This is a genomic window from Exiguobacterium sp. SH0S1 (assembly GCF_004337165.1).
Classification (GTDB): Bacteria; Bacillota; Bacilli; order Exiguobacteriales; family Exiguobacteriaceae; genus Exiguobacterium; species Exiguobacterium aurantiacum_A.
This window is the reverse complement of sequence record NZ_SJVC01000001.1, coordinates 1,234,407-1,257,638: the sequence shown is the minus strand read 5'-3', so window position 1 is coordinate 1,257,638 and position 23,232 is coordinate 1,234,407. Positions and strand designations below refer to the sequence as shown.

The window sequence follows — 23,232 nt, the reverse complement described above, 5'->3', positions numbered from 1 at the left end:
ATCCGTGCATGTTTTTTGCATGGGTGGCCCTCTTCTTGTTTCTTCTTTTGCTGATCAGAACCGATTTGAATCTCATCACAAATTAAACAAATCCGCAACAACCGTATCAATTCTAAACTTAAACAGGAAATAATCCGAGTGCGATTAATAAACCACCGATCACGAGTGTGCCGAAACGGATGAGCCCGTTCGTGTTCTTTTTAAAAAGGGCTGTGAATTACGAGCCATCCACTTGGATGCGACAACTCCTGTTTATCGGCAGTGTCCCATTGAGATTCAATAGATAAATTACACACGTAGAAGCATGCGTTACGATGCCTTCGGACGCGGGTTCGACTCTCGCTATCTCCAATAAAAGTTTAAAGGATTGGATGTCTTGAATTATAAGACATCTAATCCTTTTTTATCCTTTTATTCAAAAGGATAATATAGGGAAATTTAGTTATAATAGAAACGATGTTAAAAAAACTTAGAAAGATTTAATAGGAGGAAATTATGAATAAGGTACGTGGATTAAATTGGTATAAATGTGATTTACACTTACATACTGTTACTAGTGATTGTTTTGAAGATCAGTCAGTTACAGCTGAAGAATGGGTTCAAGCTTGTTTAGACAATGGTTTATCGTGTGTGGCAGTGACTGATCATAATACAGGGGATGGAATTAATGTAATTAAGCAAGCTGCTTCAGGGAAGTTAGTTATTTTTCCGGGCGTGGAAGTTACTTGTGGGGACAGTAAACAACATGCTCTAGTTTTGTTTGACCCATCAAAAGATAGTAAGCACGTGAATGCTTTTTTATCATTTATTGAAGTATATGAAAGTAATATTTCAAAAGAAAACTACAGTACAAGTTTAAGCATTTTCGATGTGGCAGAAAAAGCGAAAATTAGAAATGGTATAGTCATTGCAGCTCACATTGATCAATACTCTGGATTAGGACCATTTTCTGATGAGAATAAACACAAGGTATGTGAAGAAAATAATATTTTAGGTGTTCAAATAGTGCATAAGGAAATTTTTCAAAACTCTCTTAAAACCGAAGATGAAATGCAAAATTATTTTAATGATTTGTATCCGAATATATCAAAAGATATTTGGTTACCCTGGGTTAAGACATCTCGTTTTTTCCAAGACAAGAAGATTGCAAAATTGACTTTTTCAGATAACCCTGCAGGAATAAATACTCCTAAACACGGTCTATACGGTATAGGATCAAGATATACTTGGATTAAAATGGATGAAAAAATTACTATTGATAGTTTGAAGCAAGCTTTGTTTATGCCGGAATTACGGATTATAAATGATTTCGATTTTAAAGAAAGTACCCAGTTTCATTCTTCGGTCTATATTGAAGAATTACAGATTGAAAATACAACATATAATTTGAAAAACAGTATGGATACAATCAATTTTAATCCTCAGCTTACAACTATTATAGGAGGCCGAGGAACTGGAAAGTCAGGGGTATTGAGATTAGTTAGAAATTCTCTTAATTTATTGCATGATATCCAGAGACATGATGAAATTTTAAAAGATCATAATGAATTTTGTCGATTAAAATCAAATGATCTCGGAGTCTTTACAAGTGAAACCAAAACCAATCTAAAAGTTATAGTAGGTGAATCTCAATATTTTTTAAAATTTGAAAATAACTCAGAAATAAAGCATCAATTAAAAGTATTACATGTAGATGGAACAGAAACAGAAATTCCTGTGGATCAGATTAGTAATGTTATTGAGAAATTGGGCATTAAATTATTTTCACAAAAGCAAGTTTATGATATTTCAAAAAAACCAGATGCTTTAAGAAATTTTATAGACTCAAGTATCTCTCCTATGGAGAAATTAAAAAATAAACTTCAAGCATGTTTGGAGGATTATAGAAAAAATTTGACTGAAATTCATAATATGGAAAAGCGTTTGAAGGAAAAATCAGTTCTAGAATTAAAATTAAAAGACTTAGAAAACGAAGAAAATAAAATTAGCGCACCCGAAATTGTAGAATTACTTGAGGATGAAAAGCAATTTTCTCTTGATCGAGATAATATAAATAATGTATTCAAGACTATAGATGTGAAAATAGAAAAAATTAATCAAGCGTTATCTGTTGAGGTCAGTACCTTAGATGAGGAACGTTACAATGTTTCTTCACATCCTGAATTATTTGCTATTAACGAAAAAATTAAAGATTACTTACTTAATTACGAAAAAATTATGTCAGATAGTATTAATGATTTTATTCAATTTAAAGAAAACATAATTTCGGATTTTAAAGCGACGAAGTGGAACACTGAACTTTTAGAGCACTCAGAAAAATTGACCAAAAAGAGAGAAGAGCAAGGCGATGTTACTCAATTGATATTAAAAAAAGAGCTTATTTCTAAAGAAATCCTCGATCTCAAAAAAGAACTACTTCAATTAGCTGAGCTGGAAACAAAAGTTGTAGATTTATTAAAACAGAAAACAAATATTTTTGAAGAACTTCATAGCGTTAGAAAAGAAATGAGAAGTGTTAGATTTCAATTTATAGATGATGTTCTTAAAGATAATAATCTACTCAGTGGGCAAGTAAATCTTTTCAGAGATTTTGAAGACTACTTATATAAACTTAGAGAACATTTTTCAAGAAGTACTGGATTTGAAAATGATTTCGAAAAAATTGTTTCATATGTGCAAAAAGGAAAAGTCGAAACACAACTCCAAAAACTTGTGGATTTAATAAAAGAAACGAAAGCTACTGACAAAAATCCCCTAGAGTTGTCTGGTAGGTTTGTGAATTTGATTAATGATATGTCACAGCTCCAGTTAGAAGAAATGAATGTACTATTTCCAGAAGATGAAATTGTTATAAAATATAAAAGTAGTGAGAAAGAGGACTATAAACCTTTAAGTAATGCTTCTGCCGGACAAAAAACTTCGGCTATACTAACTCTTATTTTAAGTGTTGGAGAAGGTCCATTAATTTTAGATCAGCCAGAAGATGATCTAGACAACTCTTTAATTTATTCTTTAATTGTAGACAGAATTAAAAAATCAAAAAGTAAGCGTCAAATAATTATTGTTACGCATAACGCTAATATTCCTGTGAACGGAGATTCGGATTTAGTTTTAGTTATGAATTCTAATAAACTTTCTTTTACCCCTAAAGAGATAGGGAGTATTGACAACACGAAAGTTAAAGATTCCATATGCAAAATAATGGAAGGTGGCACTTCGGCCTTTAAATCAAGAGCTGTTAAATATGATTTGAATACTTTAATTGTCGACTGAATAAATATTCTGAGAGTCGGCTGATGTATATTTTTACTTTTTAGCTGTTGTCAATTTAATGTATTAAGAATCAAGTTGACTGATTTTTATATGTTAAGACTGATTTACTTTCTTACTAAGACTGGTACATCACCTCTATGTGAAAATCAAGAGGAGTGACTAACATGCGGAAAACCATCGTCATTGCAGGCGCAAGCGGCTATATCGATTCGACGTGATGGACCATTTAAAAGAAGAATATGACATCATCGCCTTGTCGCGCTCGACGAAGAACAAAGAAGACGAAGCGCATATCACATGGCGGGCGTGCGATTTGTTCTCGTATGAACAGACGCGTGAGGCGTGCTAGGGGGCGGACTATGCCATGTTCCTCGTCCACTCGATGATCCCGGACGGCGGGCACGAAAGCGATATTCTAAAGATATGAATTCATTGATTGCGACAACATCACCTTAATACCGAGTCATCTTCTCTCCTAGTTTTGATGCTTCGTTCAGCAAGTAATCTGTAGAGAGAAGACAAAGAGGTTGGTACATAATCAGCTGATTTTAAAGCATTTCAGCGAAAAGAGGTCACCTGGCGCAAACAAATCGCATCAGGTGGCCTCTTTCTTATCATTTTACTAGACTATGTCCTAGCCTCACTTTTGCTTGATTATTTCTGTTCTTGTGCGATGTAATCACAGAAGATTTTTTAAGATTTGGTTATAACGAAGCGTGGCTAGTTCACTCGGTTTTCCTTTTTGGCAGAATGACAACTTCGCTAGTTTTGGAACGACCCGCTCGACCACAATCTTGTCATCGACCAGTTTAGACTGTAGTGTGGCCAAGGCTTCCAAAAAGCGCTTGTCGTCTTTGGCGCGATTATAAAATGATAGAACATAGACATAAATGAAGAGATTGTAATTTTGAAATGGATATTCTATTTGCATAAATAACGTCCCGATTCCAAAGTGACACGGACCGATTGGTTCGCGGATGGTCCAATGCTCGAGCAAAAAATCAACGGCTTTATCGAGTGCTGGTTCTTTGTTTAAGTAATCACTGAAACGGAATACATTCAAGGCGTTCAGTGTTGGGAACGGGTTTGAATACTCAGTTTCGGGACCATGACCGAAGCTGAACTTTCTGCATCGCCACCCGCCGTCGACATGTTGGGTCGTGAACAAATGCTGAAACGTTTGTTGCAATCTGGCATCATGGACGTAGCCTAATTGACAAAGTGCACTAGTGGCATTGATTGTATGACACGGATAGATAGCGCCTTGTGGATACAGTTTGAATCGTCCGTCCGTTCGCCATGTACTAAAGATGAGCTCAGCACATTCTTCTAATAAAGGATCAGTCGGGTCCATGCCTAATTCTAAAAGATAGAGTACACAATCGAGTGTGGAAAAGGGAGACCCTTTACTCAATCGTTTGTCGGGTGTTGTCCAATAGTCTGCGCCTTGGTCATACCGATGTGATAAAATCTTCTCTAAATCCGATTTGTATGGATTCTCTACAGACATTTTTTTCACTCTCTTTCCCCAGGTGAACGCTAGCAGGGTCGGCTCGATTTTCCAAAACGGTGCTCAATTGGTCTGCTGATTAGGTACTGAACAATTGCTTATATAGTGCTCTACCCGATATGGGGTGTGATTCGAAAAAAATGCAGCATATACTTAAAATTTTAAGAGGGATGTCGTCACAACGATACATAAGACTAGGGGGCATGGCTATGGGCTGGAATTTAGAAGTGGCTGAGGCCAAAGGTGACTATTTGACGGAGACAGATTTATGGCGCTACACCCAACAGTTTCTAATGAACGCGACACACACGACGACGTACAAACATATGCTGATGAAGGCGCTACTCGAATGTACGACCGAACTGAATGATTCGGGTGTACTGACGTTTCGACAAATTTCGAGACACGTGACGAAGATGTATTGGAATTTGATTGTGACGAACGGGTTGCGACAAGTGAATCAAATTGGGAAATTGAGCTCGGTTGAAAAAACGATGCTTGCGTTTCAAGCGACGCATGAGATTCCGTTAACGTGGAATTTTGACCGCCTGCCGGATGAGCAGCAACAGCAATTGATTCGGAACGTCAATCAGTTCTATAAGAAGTATGTGTATGGCTCGTTCTATACTGCGTTTGGTGAGACGATTTATTCGTTCAATCGGAAAGAAGAGTGGGTCAAACTCGTGCCCAGCTATGTCGTCTTTTTCGAGAAGTACAAGCGGGTTTTAATGAACGTTACGAACTATCAACTCGCTGTCTTCTTAGAGAAATACAATACACGCGAAGTGATGGAGAAGATTTTGAGCAAAATCGAGTTCGTTTCGGCTCGTCAATCACTCGATGAGTTTAAACAAATTTTGCTGAGTCACGGTCATCCCGTCTGTTTTTATTGCTTGAAGCCGTTGAGACAGATTCATGTCGACCACTTTATCCCGTGGTCTTATATACAGAATGATGTCTTATGGAACTTTGTCTTGGCATGCCCGAGTTGCAACACGAGTAAAAACAACCGAATGGCGAAAATTGACTATCTGTATGCGCTTGTGGAACGAAATCATGAGTTGCGAGTGGCCGAACAGATGAAAACGTATAAAGAGGCGAAATTGATTCACCTGTATGACTATGCGGTCCAAAACGGATTTGAAGCCAACTGGGTACCGAAAAAATAAGACGAGTCGCACCTTCCAGACAAGGTTCGACTCGTTTTCATTTCAAGCGTGATTCCATCATGAACTCAATTCGGTGATTTGATCCTCACCACAAGTTGAATAAATCCGCAACAATCGCATCACTTCCATCTTGAAACATGAACAATCCGAGTGCGATCAACAGACCACCGACGACAAGTGTGCCAATCCGCAGGAGGCCGTTCGTGTTCTTTTTGAATACGGCACGAATTACGAGCCAGCCACCGATCAACAGCATCAAGAAATACCAAAATCCCATAACCATTCCTCCTCTGCCTGTAATTGAGTCTAGTTTACATAAATTTTCCAATGCACACTGTAGGGCTCGCGACTGATTTAATCTCAGTCCAAGACGGGTACATAACCTCTATGTGCAAATGAAGGGGAGAGTGACCACTATGCGGAAAACCATCGTCATCGCGGGGGCGAGCGGCTATATCGGCTCGAACGTGATGGAACATTTAAAAGAAGAGTACGACATTATCGCCTTGTCCCGCTCGACGAAGAACAAGGAAGACGAGGCCCATATCACGTGGCGGTCGTGCGACTTGTTCTCATATGAGCAGACGCGCGAGGCGTGCGAAGGGGCGGACTACGCCATGTTCCTCGTCCACTCGATGATCCCGGACGGTGGGCTAACGCAGGCGACGTTTGAGGATATGGACGCGCTCATCGCTGATAACTTCGCCCGGGCAGTGAGCGCGAACGATATCGAGCAGATCGTCTATTTGAGCGGCATCATTCCAAAAGAGTCGAAGACGTTGTCACGGCACTTGAAGAGCCGGCTCGAGGTCGAACGCATCCTCGGCGGGCAAGGTGTCCCGGTGACGACGATCCGGGCCGGGCTCATCATCGGTCCGGAAGGGTCGTCGTTCCCGATTCTCGCGAAACTCGTCAAACGACTCCCGGTCATGATCCTCCCGAACTGGACGAAGACGGAGACACATCCAATTGATTTGCGAGAAGCGGTCCAAGCGCTCATCTCGGTCGTCGGGGCCGAGTCGCTGTACGACCATCATATCGACATCGGTGGTCCGGAAGTGATGACGTATCGAAAGATGATCGAAGATACGGCTGACGTCATGGGCAAACGTCGCGTCATGATCGACTTCCCGTTCCCGACAATCAAGCTGTCGCGCCTTTGGGTCATGGCGGTCACCGGTGAGCCGAAAGATACTGTCTATCCGCTCGTCGAGAGCATGGGTCACGCCATGGTCGCGAAAGATACGACCGGTGTCAAACAAGGCGAGATTCCGTTCAAAGAAGCGGTCGAGCACGCGCTCGAGGAAGAAGCGAAGCAGAAGGCGAGTGACAAGAAGAAGAAAAAAGCGCCGCAACAGTATACGGTCCGTTCGATTCAACGCTTCGGTCTGCCGGACGACAAGTCGGCTGCCTGGATGGCCGACGAGTACTTCGAATGGCTCGGGCGGGTCGCGTATCCGCTCATCCAGACGACGAAAGAACAGGATGATTGGGAGATCGCGCTTTTGCGCCCATCACTCGTCGCACTCCATCTGTCGCTTGAAGATGCGGCGACAGACGACATGGCATCATTCGAGATCGACGGAGGACTGTTCGCGAAGCTGACCGAGGACGATAAAACCGGCCGCCTCGAGTTTAGACGGCTCCCGGACTCGAACGAGGGGCTTATCGCCATCCACGAGTTCGTGCCGGCCATGCCGTGGTGGTTATATACGAAGACGCAGGCGAAAGCCCACCTCGTCGTCATGTGGCTGTTCGGCCGTCACGTCCGTCTGCTTGGGGAAGAGGCGGATGAGGGTGACCAAGTTGTCGAAGCACCGACCAGTTAACGAAGACGTGTCCATCGCGTGATGGATACGTCTTTTTGGTTTGTCGATTATGTAAACGTTTCTTCTGTGACGTTTACAAGAAGTGGTGACAGGCGTACACTGAACTTGTTTTCGAACTAATGGAAAGAAGGAATGTAAGATGGAAAATTTAATGAGTAAGCGTGAGGCGTGGCAAAAAGACATCTCGGCAGGGATCACCGTCGGGGTCGTCGCCGTTCCGCTCGCGATGGCGTTCGCGATCGCCTCGGGCGTCGGACCGGTGTACGGGCTCTATACGGCCATCATCGCCGGCATCCTCGTCAGCCTGTTCGGGGGCTCGACGTTCCAAATCGCCGGACCGACCGGCGCTTTCATCCCGATCGTCTCGGGCGTCATGCTGGCGCATGGCTACGAAGGGCTGCTCGTGACGACATTTCTCGCCGGGATCTTGCTGTTCCTTATGAGTGTGCTCCGCGTCGGCCGGCTCATCCGCTTCATGCCGCGCGCCGTCACAATCGGCTTTACAGCGGGGATCGCCGTCGTCATCTTCGTCGACCAGCTCGATGAACTGTTCGGCATCACGTTCGAGAAGGCGCCGCACTTTCACGAGAACGTCCTAAAACTCGTCACGTCACTCCCCGAGGCGAGTCTCTGGCCGATCGGTATCGCGGCTATCGGCTTCTTGACGCTCTGGCTCGTCCCGAAACTACCGGTCCGGTTGCCGCTCTTGCTCATGGCGATGCTCGTGCCGACGTTTATCAGCCTCGTCATACCAGGCGAGGTCGCGACGATCGGTAGCGCCTACGGTGGCATCCCGAGCGGACTGCCTGACTTCAACTGGCTCACGATCGACCTCGACTTGATCGCGACGCTGCTCCCATCGGCGTTCGCCATCGCCTTCCTCGGGGCGCTCGAGTCACTGTTGTCAGGTGCTGTCGCGGACGGCATGGCCGGCACGAAGATGAACCCAGACAAGGAACTGTTCGGGCAAGGGCTCGCCAACGTCGTCGTCCCGTTCTTCGGCGGCATCCCGGCGACGGGTGCGATCGCCCGGACGGCGACGAACATCCAAGCCGGAGCCGTCAGCCGCCGCTCCGGTGTCATCCACGGGTTGACGGTGCTCCTCGCCGTGCTCGTGTTGGCACCACTCGCGAGCTATGTCCCGCTCGCCGCACTCGCGCCGATCTTGATGCGCGTCGCTTGGAACATGTCGGAGCGGCACCACGTCTTCGAGATGCTGCGTCATCGGTCGGCCGAATCACTCGTGCTGCTCGTCACGCTCGGGCTGACCGTCTTCGTCGACCTCGTCGTCGCCGTCGAGGTCGGGGTCATCTGTGCGCTCGCCTTGTTCGCGAAACGGATGGCCGACACGATCGACGTCCGCGAACAGACGGAACGGTACATGACGCGCGACGGGCAAGTCGTCTTCAGCGTCGAAGGGCCGCTCTTTTTCGGGGCGATCGAGATGTTCGAGCACGTGTTGCAACAGATCCATAACGAGCCCGACGTGTTCATCTTCAACTTCCATCGCTGTCCGGTCATCGATGTGACGGCGGTCGAAGAAGTCCGCCGCGTCGTCCGGGAACTGAAAGCGGCGGATCGACGTGTCGTTTTCGCCCACTTATCAGAACCCGTGCGGCAGACGCTCGATCACTATGGCGTCCTCGACGGGATTGTGACGTTCGAGACGACGCAAGACGCGATTGACGCGTCTTAACGGACCGACAGGATGTGGCTGAACGGGATGCGGCGTACGTCCGTGTCGAACAGTTCGACTTCGCGTTCGGCGTAATAGATGGCATGGACGTAGCCACGCACGGAGCGGGCGAGACCATCCTCGAACAACGTCAGTTCGACTTGGTCGCCTTCCCGGATGGCCCGTTCGAGCTCGGTCTGCCACAGATAAAGGAGTTGCTCGTCGATGTCGGGCAGCTCGATCTTTTGGACGTGGGCGTAATATTTTTTGAGCAGCGCCACGTGTTCGGGCATGAGAAACGGGATCCACTTCAATTCACCGCGGTCTTTGTAGCGGGTCTGGCTCATGACGGTTCACCTCCTTGTTTATGTCCGCCGATCAGGCGTTGCCGCGTGCGGAGCGGACTGTCTTTCAGTAGACTCGAGGCCGGACGGATCGTGCCGCGGCCGAAGCGGACGTTCAATTGATCGACGAGGTTTAAAAAGTCGAACCGACGGGCCCGGGCCCATTCGTCCTCGAACAACGACAGCTGGACGTGGTCGCTCCGGGGCTCGAGCTTGCCGAGGGCGACCGAGACGTAACGGACCGCCTCGGTCTCGTCCCACGCCTCAAGAAACAGTTGGAACAGGACCGGCAAAAACTCACGCTCGTCCGCTGTGAAGCGGGCGAGCTTTTTTTGTTTGCTGAAGCCGCGCCGCTCGCTCGTCCGAGTGTAGCGGACACCGAGATGGATGCTGCCGCCGACGAGTCCCGACTGCCGTGTGCGCATCCCGACCTCGACGGCGATCGCCTGCAAGACGAGGCGGATCGACGCCTCCGTCGTATAGTCTTTCATGAGCGTGATGCCGTGGCCAATCGTCCGGGGCCGTTGGCGTTTCGCCCCGAACAGCGAACTCGTCGGCAGGATCGTCGGCGACTCGTCGATGCCCCAGGCGTGGTGCCACAGCTCGGCACCGATGACGCCGAACTTGTCGTGCAACGCGTCGAGCGGATAGCGGGCCAGGTCACCGATTGTGTCGATGCCGAGCCGATGGAGATGGACCGCCATCTTCGCACCGACGCCCCACATCTTCTCGATCGGGGCCGGATGGATCAATCGTTCGACGTCGTGGAGGGCACAACTGGCGACACCGGTCGTTTTGCCATGCAGGTCGAGGACGAGTTTGGCGAGGACGTTGTTCGGTCCGATCCCGATCGTGACCGGGACGCCGGTGTAGCGGAAGACGGTCGAGCGGATGAGGCGGGCGACGTGGTCATCGTTCCCAAACAAGCGCTCCGTCCCCGTCAAGTCGATGAGCGTCTCATCGACCGAGTAGACGCGGATCGCCTCAGGCGGTGCGAACTGGTGCAGGATGTGGACGATTTGCACCGATACGTTCAAGTAGTGGCTCATCCGGGCCTCGGCGTAGAGGACGTGCCGTCGTTCATGCCAAGGCAGGCGGTCGATGTGAAAGCGCCGGGAGCCGGTCTTGATGCCGAGCCGTTTCAGCGGGGGGGTCGCGGCGAGGACGAGGGCGCCGCTGTCTTGCAAGTTCGATAAGACGACGAGCTTCGTCTTGTACGGGTTCAACTTACGGGCCGCGCACTCGCAGCTGGCATAAAATGAGACGCTGTCGACACAGAAGATCCGCCGGCGCATGATCCCATCTCCTTTTTTACGAACAAATGTTCTGTTTTTCTTATCGTATCATGGTCTCAAACCGTCTCAAATAGAAAAATAAAAATAAACTTGTGAATGTATTTTGAAATTTACCCAATTTTTATAGGGATTTCATAATTAAAAAACCATCTTTTAGGAAGTTTTCGTAAAAAAGTCTCCGAAATGAGCAAAATTTCGCTATAATAGACGGGTATAGATTTGACAATGACTGTGAACTAAATGGAGGCTACAACGTGATTCAGTTTGTAAAGCAATTGACGAATGATCAAAGCCGGCGCTTGAAAGGCTATCAGCGGCGCGTCGACCGGATCAACCAATTAGAGACAACGATGCAGGCGCTCTCGGACGACGAGATGCGCACATATACCGAAACATTGAAAGCAAAAATCGCCGACGGTGCCAAAGTCGATGATGTCGCCGAAGAAGCGTTCGCCCTCGTCCGTGAGGCGGCAGTGCGTGTCTTAGGCATGCGTCACTATGACGTCCAGCTCATCGGCGGGTTCGCCCTCCTCGAAGGGAATATTTCCGAGATGCCGACCGGGGAAGGGAAGACGCTCGTCGCCGCGCTCCCGAGTTACGTCATAGCACTCGAAGGCAAAGGCGTCCACGTCATCACCGTCAACGAATATCTCGCGACGCGTGACGCGAACCAAATCGGGCAGATCCACGATTTCCTTGGTCTCTCGGTCGGGTTGAACGTTCCTGAGATGGAACAGAGTGACAAGCGCGCTGCTTACCAGGCCGACATTACATACGGCGTCGGGACCGAGTTCGGTTTCGACTACTTGCGCGATCACTTGGTCGGGTCACCGGAAGAGCGCGTCCAGCGCCCATTCCATTTCGCCATCATCGATGAAGTCGACAGCATCTTGATCGACGAGGCGAAGACGCCGCTCATCATCGCCCAAAAAGACCGCTCGCACATCCGCTTGAAGGAATTGGCGCAACGTGTCGTCACCGAGCTCGACGAGGCGGACTACGAAGTCGACCTCGAATCGAAATCGACGGCGCTCACTGACTCCGGAATCTTGAAAATCGAAGACATGTTCGCGGTCGACAACTTGTTTAGCGCCGAGCATCAAGTGCTCTATCACTACCTCGTCCAAGCGCTCCGGGCGAACGTCTTGTTCGAGCTCGACGTCGACTATATCGTCAAAGAAGACAAGATCGAGCTCATCGATTTGTTCACGGGACGGATCATGGAAGGACGCAGTCTGTCCGAAGGGCTCCATCAGGCGCTCGAGGCGAAAGAAGGCGTCACGATCACCGAGGAGAACAAGACGACGGCCGAGATCACGATTCAGCATTATTTCCGAATGTATCCGCTCATCGGCGGTATGACCGGAACGGCCCAGACATCTCGCCAAGAATTTTTGAAGACGTACAACATGGACGTCGTCCAAGTGCCGACGAACCGGCCGCGTTTGCGCGAAGACCACCCCGACCGTATCTTCATGACGGTCGACCAAAAGTATGCGGCCGTGACCGACAAAGTCGTCGAGCTGCACGAGACGGGACGGCCGGTGTTGATTGGCACGACGTCGATCGCCCAGTCCGAGGCCATCAGTAAACACTTGTCGAAACAGCGGATTCAGCACGAGGTGTTGAACGCGAAGACGGTCACGCAAGAAGCGGACATCATCGCCGACGCCGGACATTTCGGCAAAGTGACGATCGCGACGAACATGGCCGGTCGCGGGACCGATATTATGCTCGATGCGAAATCGAAAGAAGTGGGCGGCTTGTTCGTCATCGGGACGGAACGCCATGAGTCGCAACGTGTCGACAACCAGCTCCGTGGCCGTTCGGGACGCCAAGGCGATCCTGGCGCGACGCAGTTCTTCGTCTCTCTCGAAGATGAGATTGTTAAACGCTATGCGATCAAAAAACTGGAGCGGATCGAGAAGAAACTGAAGCCGGACGAACGTGGTGAGGTGTCCGCGAAAGACGCGGCTGACGTTATCGAGTACGCCCAGACGACGATCGAAGGGCTCGGTGTCTCGATTCGGGACTACTTGTTCAAGCTCGACGACGTCTTGAACGAGCAACGGAAAATTATCTACACGATCCGTGATCAAGCGGTCAACGCCGACGCTGCGGCGATCACGAACAACGGCCTCGGTATGATGCGTCTCGCTTTAGAAAATAGTATCGACATGCACGTCTCGGACGAGCTCGTCCCAGAAGAGTGGCCGCTCGACGAGTTGAAGACAGACCTCGTCTACTTGACGACACGCGAGCCAGTCTGGTCAAATGAGGTCGCCGATTCGTTGGAATTGAAGGCAGAGCTTAAACCGTGGATCGACGACATTGTCGAAACGGCAGAGGCCCGTCTTCAAGCCGAGGAAGTTGTCACGTTCGTCAAAGAATCACTGTTACGGGCGCTGGACGGAAAATGGACGGACCACCTCACGACGATGAGTGGATTAAAAGAAGGCATCGGCCTCCGTGGTTATGGGCAGGAAGATCCGAGTCGTCAGTTCGGTAAAGAAGGATTTGAGATCTTCGAACAGACGTATATCAATATCGCCCGTGAAGTGACAACGGAAGTATGTCAGCTCGACCGCTATTTCGTCACGCAATTGGAGGAGGAGTAATATGTTAGGGTTTCGTAAACGTAAACAGATCGAGACAGGGAAGACCGAGACAGGGCGTCAACTGACGCTCGTGATCGATAGCGACATGGGGATTCCGAAAGAAGACGAGTACATGTTCCGCTACCACGCGAAGCGGCTGCCGGCGCTCCTCGACAACCAGCTGTCGATCGAACTGCTGCACGCTGAACATTTGATGGACGGACTGTCACTCGTCGCCTTGTTCCGTAACACGCTTCCGAGCTCGTTCGAAGTCAATGAATTGCCGGTTCTGCTCTTGAACAGAGACAACGTTCCGCTTGGGCGGAAAGTATTGAGCCGCGTCGACCTTCCGAGCTTCGAGCCGTGGACGAGCAAACCGGTCTATTTGGACTTTTTTGCGGATGAACTGTTCGGTGAGTTTGAAGCGGAAGAACAGACGTCGATGCGCCTCGTCTTCCAAATGAACCCGATTGATCCGCTACAGATGCTTCTAGATGAGGAAGTCGAACAATTTTCGAGCACGGCGTGGCAGCAGCTCCGTCGGACGAACGTGTCGACACCGCCCGTCGGCGAGAATGAGTTCAACTTGATGCTCGTCTCGGTCGAAACAAGTGAGACGAACGTCACGGCGACGTTGCTTCTCCGTAACGGCTACGAGCGCGAACTGAACGTCGAACAGTTGCCGCTCGAACTCGTGAGCGGGGACGAAGCGATCGCAAACACGACGATTCGCTTGAGCGAGCCGGTCCAAGGCAAGCACGCCTATCCGGTCTCGGTTGTCTTCGAAGACGTCACCGCGGACGGTCCGTTCACGGTCCGGATCAAACAATAAGCAGTACGATAGACGACCCGGCTCTCGATAAAAAGCCGGGTCTATTTTTGTGTCAAAAAAGTGAACGAAACCCCTTACGAAACGTTGGGAATTGCTGTATAATCAATCACGAAAGCGTTTACATTATATGCGTAAAACATCAGGATTCATTTTTCGGGGCCGATGGGGATCGGCTACACAGTTTAAAAGGGGACAGCACACATGATTACATTCTTTATCGCCTTAGCTATTTTAATTGTCGGGTACATCGTCTACGGCCGCTACGTCGAAAAGACGTTCGGCATCAAGGAAGAGCGGACGACGCCCGCCTATGCGTCGCAGGATGGCATCGACTACGTGCCGATGGGGAAAAAACGGAACTCGATGATCCAACTGTTGAACATCGCCGGCGTCGGTCCGATTTTCGGGCCAATTATGGGGGCGCTCTACGGTCCGGTCGCATTCCTGTGGATCGTCTTCGGATCGATCTTCGCAGGTGCCGTGCACGACTACTTGACGGGGATGATCTCGCTCCGTAACAACGGGGCACACTTGCCGCAGCTCGCCGAGAAGTTCCTCGGCCGCTCGCTCCGCCACGTTGTCAACGGGTTCGCCCTGTTACTGCTGCTCCTTGTCGGGACGGTGTTCGTCACGTCACCGAGTAACATGATTAACAACTTGTTCGACGGCAACGCGTCGACGCTCGTGTTCGTCGTCTTTGCGATTTTCGCTTATTACATCTTGGCGACGCTCCTCCCGGTCGACAAGATCATCGGCCGCATCTATCCGTTCTTCGGGGCGCTCCTCATGATCAGCGCCATCGGGATCGGGGTCAGCCTGTTCGTCCAAGGCTATCAAATCCCAGAGATGACATTGACGAACATGCACCCGGACGGCTTGCCGATCTGGCCGCTGTTGTTCTTCACGATCTCGTGCGGCGCACTCTCAGGATTCCACGCGACGCAGTCGCCGATCATCTCGCGGACGACGATGAAAGAAAGTAATGGCCGCAGCATCTTCTACGGCATGATGATCGTCGAGGCCGTCATCGCCATGATCTGGGCCGGAGCGGCCATGGCCATCTTTGATCCGGGTGAGTTGCTCGGCATGATTCAAGCGGGGACACCGGCGCTCGTCGTCCAAGAAGTGGCGACGCTCATGCTCGGCAGCATCGGCGGCACGCTCGCCATCCTCGGCGTCATCGTCTTGCCGATCACGTCAGGCGATACGGCGTTCCGGAGTGCCCGGATGATCATCGCCGACTACTTGAAAGTCGCACAGAAGAACTTCTCGTCACGTCTTTGGATCGCACTCCCGTTGTTCGCGATCTCGTACGTGCTCACAAACATGGACTTCCAAATGCTTTGGCAGTACTTCAACTGGGCCAACCAGACGACAGCGGTCATCGCCTTGTTCGTCGGTGCAATGTACTTGTACATCAAAGGACGCAACCATTGGATCGCACTCATCCCGGGGACGTTCATGCTATATGCGGTTTGGTTCTACATTCTCACAGCACCGATCGGCTTCAAGATGGATGGGGTCATTCCGTACGTCATCTCGACAATCGGTACAGTGACGCTACTCGTCTTGTTCCACATGCGCGCACGTGCGATGCGGGCACAAAATATGGAATGTGACGTTCCGGTGAAGGAAGTCGCTTAATCGAGGACACGGGTTTTTACAGACCCGTGTTTTTGTTTGCAACAAAATTGGGGAATATCCATAATAGAGGCAAGGAAAGAAAGGTGGGGCCCGAATGGATCAAGAGAAACTAAAAGACATGCTCCATGCCGATACGCTCGGCGAAGAAATCGCGAGCGCCGTCACGCACGGACTAGGGGTCATCTTCAGCATCGTCGCTCTCGTCCTGCTCGTCACGACCGCGACTGAGACCGGGAGCACAGGCAACGTCATCGCGGTGAGCGTGTTCGGGGTATCGATGATCTTGTTGTACTTGTTCTCGACGCTCATGCATGCGATCCCGCATCCACGGGCGAAGCGGGTGCTCCAAGTGTTCGACCACGCTGGGATTTACTTATTGATTGCCGGGAGCTACACGCCGTTCGCACTCGTGTCGCTTCAGGGAACGCTCGGATGGGTGTTATTCGGCATCGTTTGGGGCGTCGCCATCTTAGGCATCGTCTGGAAAATGTATTCGACCGGGAAGTACATGTGGGTATCGAACGTGACGTACCTTGGGCTCGGGTGGATTTGTATCATCGTGATCCGTCCGCTCTACGAGTCGCTCGGCCATCAAGGGTTCATGTTGCTGCTCGCCGGTGGGCTCGCTTATTCGGTCGGGATCGTGTTTTACGTCTGGCAGAAACTGCCGTTCAATCATGCGATTTGGCACTTGTTCGTGCTCGCCGGGAGCGTGTTCGTCTTCCTCAGTATTTTGCTCTACGTCGCACCGAATACAGGCCTGTGAACCAGACGTCCGTGAGGGCGTCTGCTTTTTTATAAACTTAGCCAATGAAGTTTTGGAAACGGTTACAAAACTAAAGACGAATTGACGTTTGTATGTCATAATAATTTCAGACATCGTCATAGAGATAGATGGGTGTATACGCAAGGGGGAAAATCTGATGGAAAAAGTGTTACGCGATGGATTTATTTACATGTCTCAAAACAAAGCACTCAACAGTTTGGCTAAAAAGTACGGGCTTCGGTTCGGGGCTTCACGATTTGTGGCGGGAGAAGATTTCAAGACGTCGGTGCCGACGATTCGCGAACTGAACGCGAAAGGGCTATCGGTCACGGTCGACCATCTAGGGGAATTCATTAACACGGTCGAAGAAGCGAACCAAAACCGTGACGAGATCATCCGTGCCATCGAAATCATGGCCGAAGAGAAACTCGACGCCTATATGTCGCTCAAGCTCACGTCACTCGGATTCGATATTTCGGACAAGTTGATCGAGGACAATATGCGCCAGATCTTGACGACGGCTAAGTCAGTCGGCGTCTTCGTCGCCATCGATATGGAAGACGAGTCGCGCTGCGAGAAGACACTCGACTTGTTCAAGAAGTTGAAAGCGGACTTTGACGGACTCGGGACGGTCATCCAATCGTACTTGTATCGTTCGGAAGATGACATCAATCATCTCGCGCTGATCAAGCCGAACCTCCGTATCGTCAAAGGGGCTTACAAAGAGCCGGCGACGGTCGCTTTCCCGGAGAAAGAAGACGTCGACCACAACTACCTGAAGCTCGTCAAACTCCATCTTGCGAACGGGAATTACGCCTCTATCGCGACCCATGACGACCACATGATCGATGCCATCATCGAGCATGTGAAACTGAACAACATCCCACTCGACCAGTTCGAGTTCCAAATGCTGTATGGCATCCGGGTCGAGCGTCAACTCGAGCTCGTCCGCCAAGGCTATAAAGTCCGTGTCTATGTACCGTACGGCCGTGACTGGTACGGTTACTTCATGCGCCGTCTCGCGGAACGTCCGGCGAACGTGGCGTTCGTGTTAAAAGGTATGGTGAAGAAATAAACGAAACACGCGCTCAGCGGAGCGCGTGTTTTTGTATGATTGGCTTACGTTCCACGTTCGGCCTTGTCTTGTAAGAGTCGTTCAATAACTAGAACATACACTAGAGCAACAAGAACGCCTACTGTACCTGGCAGCACAGCAACCAAGGGGTCAGCGAGAGCTGCTTTTGGGAGTAGATAAGTCAACAATGATTTCACTCCAAAGAGTATCGCAAGGGACGAAAGCAAGACGAACGTGATTGTTTTCTTATGTATGTTTCCAAAGAACGGCCGTCCCGTTTCCTGTTCCTTTTCTTTCGTTATGCCTAACCAAGATAGCATGTACAGCACCTCCTAAAGTAATAGACCACTCTATTAAATCGATTTTTTAGTCAAAAGATGTTTTCCTAATAAGCGGTCAATTTCGCTTTGCTCGACTTCAGTGACTCCATCTTTCGATTTCGGAATAATCAACGCTTCATCTTCTTCGAAATACAGGAAACGATGTGTCTCATCCTCGTTCATTTTGATAATAGATGTCCAAGGGACTTGCGTCGTTCGACTGACTTTACCACGAACGACATGCATCTCGACATGAGTGTCATCAAGGTGGAGCGTGATGTCTTTTGGCCAAACGTTATGTTTTTTTAGTTGCTGCCGAGCTATCCAAATGGCGAATGGTCCGTGCAAATCCTTTAGGAGTGGCCTGAGTAACAGTGTGAACAAAATCCCGACACCTACTGGGAGTAAATAAAATAAAACAGGGGACTCGGGGCGAGGTAGCACAAAGGCCGTAAGCACATAGCCGAGAGTGAACGTAGGAATCATCATAATGAAAAGCCATAGTTTGCGATTTCGTTGATATAGGTTTGAATGGTGACTCAAATCATTATGAAATGATAGAAAATCTTCAAGTGTCATTTTATATGTGGTGACCATTTGCTACTCCTTTCTGAGTTAAGTCATAGTCGTGTTCATCCATTGCCTTCCATACAGACGTAGAATCACGTCGAACTCTTGATCCAGTAGGCGATTAGAATGAGATGCTCAAATGTTTTTGCAACAAGTCGTTGATTTTAGTTTGTTCAGTCTCACTTAGCGTGTTGTTTTGCTTCGGGACAATAATCGCTTCCCTTACTTCAAGGTATAAATAATAGTTTGTCTCGTCTTCGCTCACTCGTTCGATTGCTTCCCAGGCGACTTGAATCCGTTTATTTACGCGGTTATGAAGGGAGTTGACCTCGACTCCGAACTCATTAAAATACAACGTGACGTCACGTGGCCATTTCGTATTTTTTTTCAGCATATAGCGAAATTGCCAAAGCGTCATGTTTTGGTACATTTTTTTAGAGAAGCGAAGTTGGAGAAGCACCGACAATACACTAGCACTGACGGCGAGTGCGAGAATGAGCGGGGCAGAAGAGATCGTTCGAGGCAACAAAATGATGACGAGTGCAAACCCGAGATAAGCTGCAAGGAGCGAAAGTATGGCCGTGTAAAATCTCGAAAATCTTTTATGGTAAGGCGAGGTTCCGATGAAATTCTTTTGAAAAGCGAAAAAATCATCTTGTGTCAATTGGTAATGAATCATCCATCACTGGCTCCTTCCTTCCGTCTGAATGACGGGGTTAATGTCTGCAGACAACGCTAACATAGGATGGGTTAATTTTCCAACAAAAAGACCCAGTGACTGAACACTGGGTCGCCTTACAAGATTATCCGTTGATGACCGTACCACCGTTGACGTGCATGACCTGCCCACTGACGTATGTCGAATCATCGCTTGCGAGATAGACGTAAGCCGGAGCGAGCTCAGCCGGTTGACCAGCTCGTTTCATTTCAGCTGAATCGCCGAACGTAGCGACTTTCTCAGCCGAGAACGTAGCTGGGATGAGCGGTGTCCAAATCGGACCTGGGGCGACGCCGTTGACGCGGATTTTCTTCTCGGCCAAGTTTTTGGCGAGCGAACGCGTGAACGATGTGATCGCACCTTTCGTCGACGCATAGTCGATCAATTGGTCGTTACCTTCATACGCCGTGATCGACGTCGTGTTGATGATGCTCGCGCCTTCGTTCAAGTACGGGAGCGCCGCTTTCGTCAAATAGAACATGCTGAAGATGTTCGTCCGGAACGTCCGCTCGAGCTGGTCGTCCGAGATGTCGAGGAGCGACTCTTGCGGATGTTGCTCGGCGGCGTTGTTGACGAGCACGTCCAAGTGGCCGAACGTCTCGAGCGTCTGTTTGACGACGTCTTGGCAGAACGCCGAATCACCGAGGTCACCTTGCAGCAACAGGCACGCTTGACCGAGTTCTTCGATCCGTTCTTTCGTCGCCTCGGCGTCCTCGAGCTCGTTTTGGTCTTTGTAGACGATGACCGAGTTTGCGCCTTCATGGGCGAAGAAGATGGCGACCGATTTCCCGATCCCCGAGTCACCACCCGTGATGATGGCGACTTTGTCTTTCAATTTGTCGCTTCCTTTGTATCCTTCACGCTCATAGATCGGGAACGGCTCCATCTTTGAATCGATTCCCGGTTGATGGGCTTGCGCTTGTCCGTCCTTCTTGAACGATTCAAAATCTTTGCGGCTTCCGACTGTATTTAAACGATTGTCACTCATATTGTTTAGTCCCCTTTCAAAAATTGACTCAATGTGTCTATACCACACACATCAAAAAATAATCGTAAATCAGAAAAATGGAATGAATTTGAAAAATGAACGCTTGCGAATGAATTGTCATTCATTTATGATAGAAGAGTAAACACGATGGTGATTGCGATTTTTTTTACGCGTGAAATGAATCACTATTCATTCTCATTTAGGGGGGAACAATATGACGAGTCACATCGAACAATCAGCCGACCTCCGTTTGACGAGCAATATCCGTTTTGCGGTCGTCATCGGTTCAGGAGTAATGGGGGCGGGGATTGCGGCCCATTTGGCGAACGCGGGGGTTCGTTCGCTCATGCTCGACATCGTACCACGTGAATTGACGGCGCAAGAAGAAGGGAAAGGGCTCACGCTCGAGTCACCGGAAGTGCGGAATCGCATCGCGTCCGAGAACCGTCACAAGTTGTTGAAACAAAATCCGGCGCCACTCGCGACGGCGGAACACTTGAACTTCATCGAGGTCGGGAACTTAGAAGATGACCTCGAGCGATTGAAAGAAGCCGACTGGGTCATCGAAGTCATCGTCGAACGGCTCGACGTGAAACAGCAACTATTCGACAAAATCGCACCGTTCATCCGTGAAGACGCGATTCTCAGCTCGAACACGTCTGGGATCTCGATCGAAGCGATGGCGAGCGTCTTGCCGGAAGGATTGAAGTCACGCTTCCTCGGAACGCACTTCTTCAACCCGCCGCGCTACTTGAAGCTGCTCGAACTCATCCCGACGGGGAAAACGGCGCGCCCGGTCATCGATTTCATGGCCCGCTTTGCTGAGGACCGTCTCGGTAAAGGCGTCGTCGAGGCGAAAGACACGCCAAACTTCATCGGTAACCGCATCGGCACGTACGGCCTGCTCGTCACGTTCGAGGAGATGTTGAAACAAAACGCGACGATCGGCGAGATGGACTCGATCACAGGCCCGCTCATCGGCCGTCCGAAATCAGCGACGTTCCGTACGCTCGATGTCGTCGGCATTGACACGTTCGTCCACGTCGCCGGTAACGTCTATGAGGCGCTCGAAGCGGGCGAGGAGAAAGATACGTTCGATGTCCCTGCTGAGATGAAGACGCTCGTCGAAAAAGGCTGGGTCGGACAAAAGTCTGGTCAAGGGTTCTATAAGAAAGACGGGAAAGTCATCCAGGAACTCAACTTGAGCACGTTTGAATACGAACAATTGAAAGCGATTACAGGACCTGAGCTCGACCAAATCAAGTCGCTCCCGGGCTCGAAAGCGAAACTGAAAGGCGCGATCTTGAACAAGGGACGCGTCGGACAGTTGCTCTGGCCGGTGACGGCGAAAACGCTCGTCTACTCGGCACGACTCACAGGTGAGATCAGTGACTCGATCGTCGCCATCGATGACGCGATGAAGTGGGGCTTCGGTTGGAAGTTCGGACCGTTTGAGACATGGGACGCACTCGGTGTCGAAAAATCGGTCGCACGCATGAAAGCGGAAGGATATGCCGTCCCGGCGTGGATCGATGAGATGCTCGCTGCCGGACACACTTCCTTCTATAAAGGGGACCAGTATTACGATCAAGCGTCTGGGACGTACGTCGAGAAGACCGTCAACCCGAAAGAATTGAAACTTGCACCGCTCGCCAAGTCGAACGGGATCATCCTCGAGAACGGCGGGGCTCGCCTCATCGACATCGGTGACGACGTCGTCGCCCTCGAGTTCACGTCACCGAACAACGCGATCGGGGTCGACATCATGCAGATGATCGAGCAATCGATCGACCTCGTCGAGCAAGACTTCAAAGGACTCGTCCTCGCCAACGACGGTAAAAACTTCTGCGTCGGCGCCAACCTCGCGATGATGCTCATGGAGGCGGAAGACGAGAACTGGTATGAGCTCGACTGGATCATCAACAAGTTCCAACAAGTCGTTCAAAAAATCCGTTACGCAGGTCGCCCGGTCGTCGTCGCACCTTACGGCATGACACTCGGAGGCGGCACGGAAATCAGTTTGCCGGCAGCACGCATGCAAGCGGCGCTCGAGACATATATGGGACTCGTCGAAGTCGGTGTCGGTCTCATCCCTGGCGGCGGCGGCAACGTCAACACGTACCGTCGTCTACTTGAACAGACGCCGAAATCGATGCAAAACATCGAGAAGGCGGCACAGCAGACGTTCGAGAACATCGCGATGGCGAAAGTATCGAAGTCGGCGTACGACGCGAAAGCGCTCGGCTATCATCGTCCGGTCGACGGCATCTCGATGAACCGTGACCACTTGACGTTCGACGCGAAACAAACCGTCCTTGGACTTACGGACGGATACGTCGCGCCGATGCGCGAGAAGTTGCCGGTCGTCGGTCGAACCGGGAAAGCGACGCTCGAACTCGCAGCGTACGAGATGTTCTACGGTGGTTATATTTCAGAGCACGACTTGAAGATCGCCAAAAAACTTGCCCACGTCATCAGCGGCGGCGATTTGGCATACGGCACGATGGTCGACGAGCAATACTTCCTCGACATCGAGCGTGAGGCGTTCTTGAGCCTCATCGGAGAACCGAAATCGCAGCAACGGATGCAACATATGCTCGTCAAAGGCAAACCACTTCGGAACTGAC

Annotated in this window: 19 protein-coding genes; 11 read left to right on the top strand and 8 right to left on the bottom strand. The window is 49.8% G+C overall.

The window, feature by feature from the left end; translation table 11 throughout:
- Positions 1–495 precede the first annotated feature (495 nt).
- Together EVJ20_RS06395 and EVJ20_RS15335 are read left to right on the top strand one after the other, a co-directional pair.
- Positions 496–3,273 carry a TrlF family AAA-like ATPase gene (locus EVJ20_RS06395; protein ID WP_131507320.1) on the top strand — a complete coding sequence of 926 codons (2,778 nt, stop codon included), beginning with the start codon at positions 496–498 and terminating at the stop codon, positions 3,271–3,273.
- A gap of 217 nt (positions 3,274–3,490) precedes the next feature.
- Positions 3,491–3,622, top strand: coding sequence for a hypothetical protein (locus EVJ20_RS15335; RefSeq protein ID WP_268887650.1), 132 nt, complete (start codon positions 3,491–3,493; stop codon positions 3,620–3,622).
- A 330-nt stretch (positions 3,623–3,952) separates the two neighbouring features.
- Here EVJ20_RS15335 and EVJ20_RS06385 read toward each other — a convergent pair whose 3' ends face one another.
- Entirely contained in the window at positions 3,953–4,792 is an 840-nt protein-coding gene (locus tag EVJ20_RS06385) for a hypothetical protein (RefSeq protein WP_201740009.1), read from the bottom strand.
- A gap of 200 nt (positions 4,793–4,992) precedes the next feature.
- On the opposite strand from EVJ20_RS06385, the gene EVJ20_RS06380 reads away from it, so the two are divergent.
- Positions 4,993–5,952, top strand: a complete 960-nt coding sequence (locus EVJ20_RS06380) for an HNH endonuclease (RefSeq protein WP_161568089.1) — start codon at positions 4,993–4,995, stop codon at positions 5,950–5,952.
- A gap of 85 nt (positions 5,953–6,037) precedes the next feature.
- Here the strand turns inward: EVJ20_RS06380 and EVJ20_RS06375 are convergent, their stop codons facing one another.
- Entirely contained in the window at positions 6,038–6,229 is a 192-nt protein-coding gene (locus EVJ20_RS06375) for a hypothetical protein (RefSeq protein ID WP_131443139.1), read from the bottom strand.
- A gap of 139 nt (positions 6,230–6,368) precedes the next feature.
- Between EVJ20_RS06375 and EVJ20_RS06370 the strand changes: the two genes are divergently transcribed.
- Both EVJ20_RS06370 and EVJ20_RS06365 read left to right on the top strand, forming a co-directional pair.
- A complete protein-coding gene (locus EVJ20_RS06370) occupies positions 6,369–7,781 on the top strand; it encodes an NAD-dependent epimerase/dehydratase family protein (protein WP_131507316.1) in 1,413 nt (470 codons plus the stop codon).
- 139 nt (positions 7,782–7,920) lie between these two features.
- On the top strand, positions 7,921–9,477 hold the full coding sequence (locus EVJ20_RS06365) for a SulP family inorganic anion transporter (RefSeq protein WP_131507314.1): 1,557 nt from the start codon (positions 7,921–7,923) through the stop codon (positions 9,475–9,477).
- Here EVJ20_RS06365 and EVJ20_RS06360 read toward each other — a convergent pair.
- Both EVJ20_RS06360 and EVJ20_RS06355 read right to left on the bottom strand, forming a co-directional pair.
- Positions 9,474–9,803: a YolD-like family protein gene (locus EVJ20_RS06360; RefSeq protein ID WP_070328717.1), complete on the bottom strand. Its 330-nt coding sequence runs from the start codon at positions 9,801–9,803 to the stop codon at positions 9,474–9,476. The genes EVJ20_RS06365 and EVJ20_RS06360 overlap by 4 nt on opposite strands.
- Positions 9,800–11,095: a Y-family DNA polymerase gene (locus EVJ20_RS06355; protein ID WP_131507312.1), complete on the bottom strand. Its 1,296-nt coding sequence runs from the start codon at positions 11,093–11,095 to the stop codon at positions 9,800–9,802. Before EVJ20_RS06355 ends, EVJ20_RS06360 begins: the two co-directional genes overlap by 4 nt.
- A 254-nt stretch (positions 11,096–11,349) precedes the next feature.
- Between EVJ20_RS06355 and secA2 the strand changes: the two genes are divergently transcribed.
- The 5 genes from secA2 (at position 11,350) to EVJ20_RS06330 (ending at position 18,009) form a co-directional block, all read left to right on the top strand.
- Positions 11,350–13,713 (top strand): accessory Sec system translocase SecA2, encoded by a 2,364-nt coding sequence (gene secA2 / locus EVJ20_RS06350; RefSeq protein WP_131507310.1) that lies wholly within the window; start codon positions 11,350–11,352, stop codon positions 13,711–13,713.
- A gap of 1 nt (position 13,714) precedes the next feature.
- Entirely contained in the window at positions 13,715–14,524 is an 810-nt protein-coding gene (locus EVJ20_RS06345) for an SLAP domain-containing protein (protein WP_131507308.1), read from the top strand.
- 201 nt (positions 14,525–14,725) lie between these two features.
- Entirely contained in the window at positions 14,726–16,168 is a 1,443-nt protein-coding gene (locus EVJ20_RS06340) for a carbon starvation CstA family protein (RefSeq protein WP_131507306.1), read from the top strand.
- Positions 16,169–16,262: 94 nt separating this feature from the next.
- Complete coding sequence (trhA, locus tag EVJ20_RS06335; RefSeq protein ID WP_070328723.1) at positions 16,263–16,934, top strand: PAQR family membrane homeostasis protein TrhA; 672 nt, start codon at positions 16,263–16,265, stop codon at positions 16,932–16,934.
- Positions 16,935–17,091: 157 nt separating this feature from the next.
- Entirely contained in the window at positions 17,092–18,009 is a 918-nt protein-coding gene (locus EVJ20_RS06330; protein WP_131463959.1) for a proline dehydrogenase family protein, read from the top strand.
- 44 nt (positions 18,010–18,053) lie between these two features.
- Here the strand turns inward: EVJ20_RS06330 and EVJ20_RS06325 are convergent, their stop codons facing one another.
- From EVJ20_RS06325 to EVJ20_RS06310, 4 genes are all read right to left on the bottom strand, one after another.
- A complete protein-coding gene (locus EVJ20_RS06325; RefSeq protein ID WP_131463954.1) occupies positions 18,054–18,329 on the bottom strand; it encodes a hypothetical protein in 276 nt (91 codons plus the stop codon).
- Positions 18,330–18,362: 33 nt separating this feature from the next.
- Entirely contained in the window at positions 18,363–18,926 is a 564-nt protein-coding gene (locus tag EVJ20_RS06320) for a YcxB family protein (RefSeq protein ID WP_131463952.1), read from the bottom strand.
- Positions 18,927–19,020: 94 nt separating this feature from the next.
- Positions 19,021–19,578 (bottom strand): YcxB family protein, encoded by a 558-nt coding sequence (locus tag EVJ20_RS06315; protein WP_131463950.1) that lies wholly within the window; start codon positions 19,576–19,578, stop codon positions 19,021–19,023.
- A 124-nt stretch (positions 19,579–19,702) separates the two neighbouring features.
- Entirely contained in the window at positions 19,703–20,605 is a 903-nt protein-coding gene (locus EVJ20_RS06310) for an SDR family oxidoreductase (RefSeq protein ID WP_131507304.1), read from the bottom strand.
- 214 nt (positions 20,606–20,819) lie between these two features.
- On the opposite strand from EVJ20_RS06310, the gene EVJ20_RS06305 reads away from it, so the two are divergent.
- The gene (locus EVJ20_RS06305) at positions 20,820–23,231 is read left to right on the top strand and encodes a 3-hydroxyacyl-CoA dehydrogenase/enoyl-CoA hydratase family protein (RefSeq protein ID WP_131507302.1); all 2,412 of its coding nucleotides are present in this window, start codon (positions 20,820–20,822) and stop codon (positions 23,229–23,231) included.
- Position 23,232 lies beyond the last annotated feature (1 nt).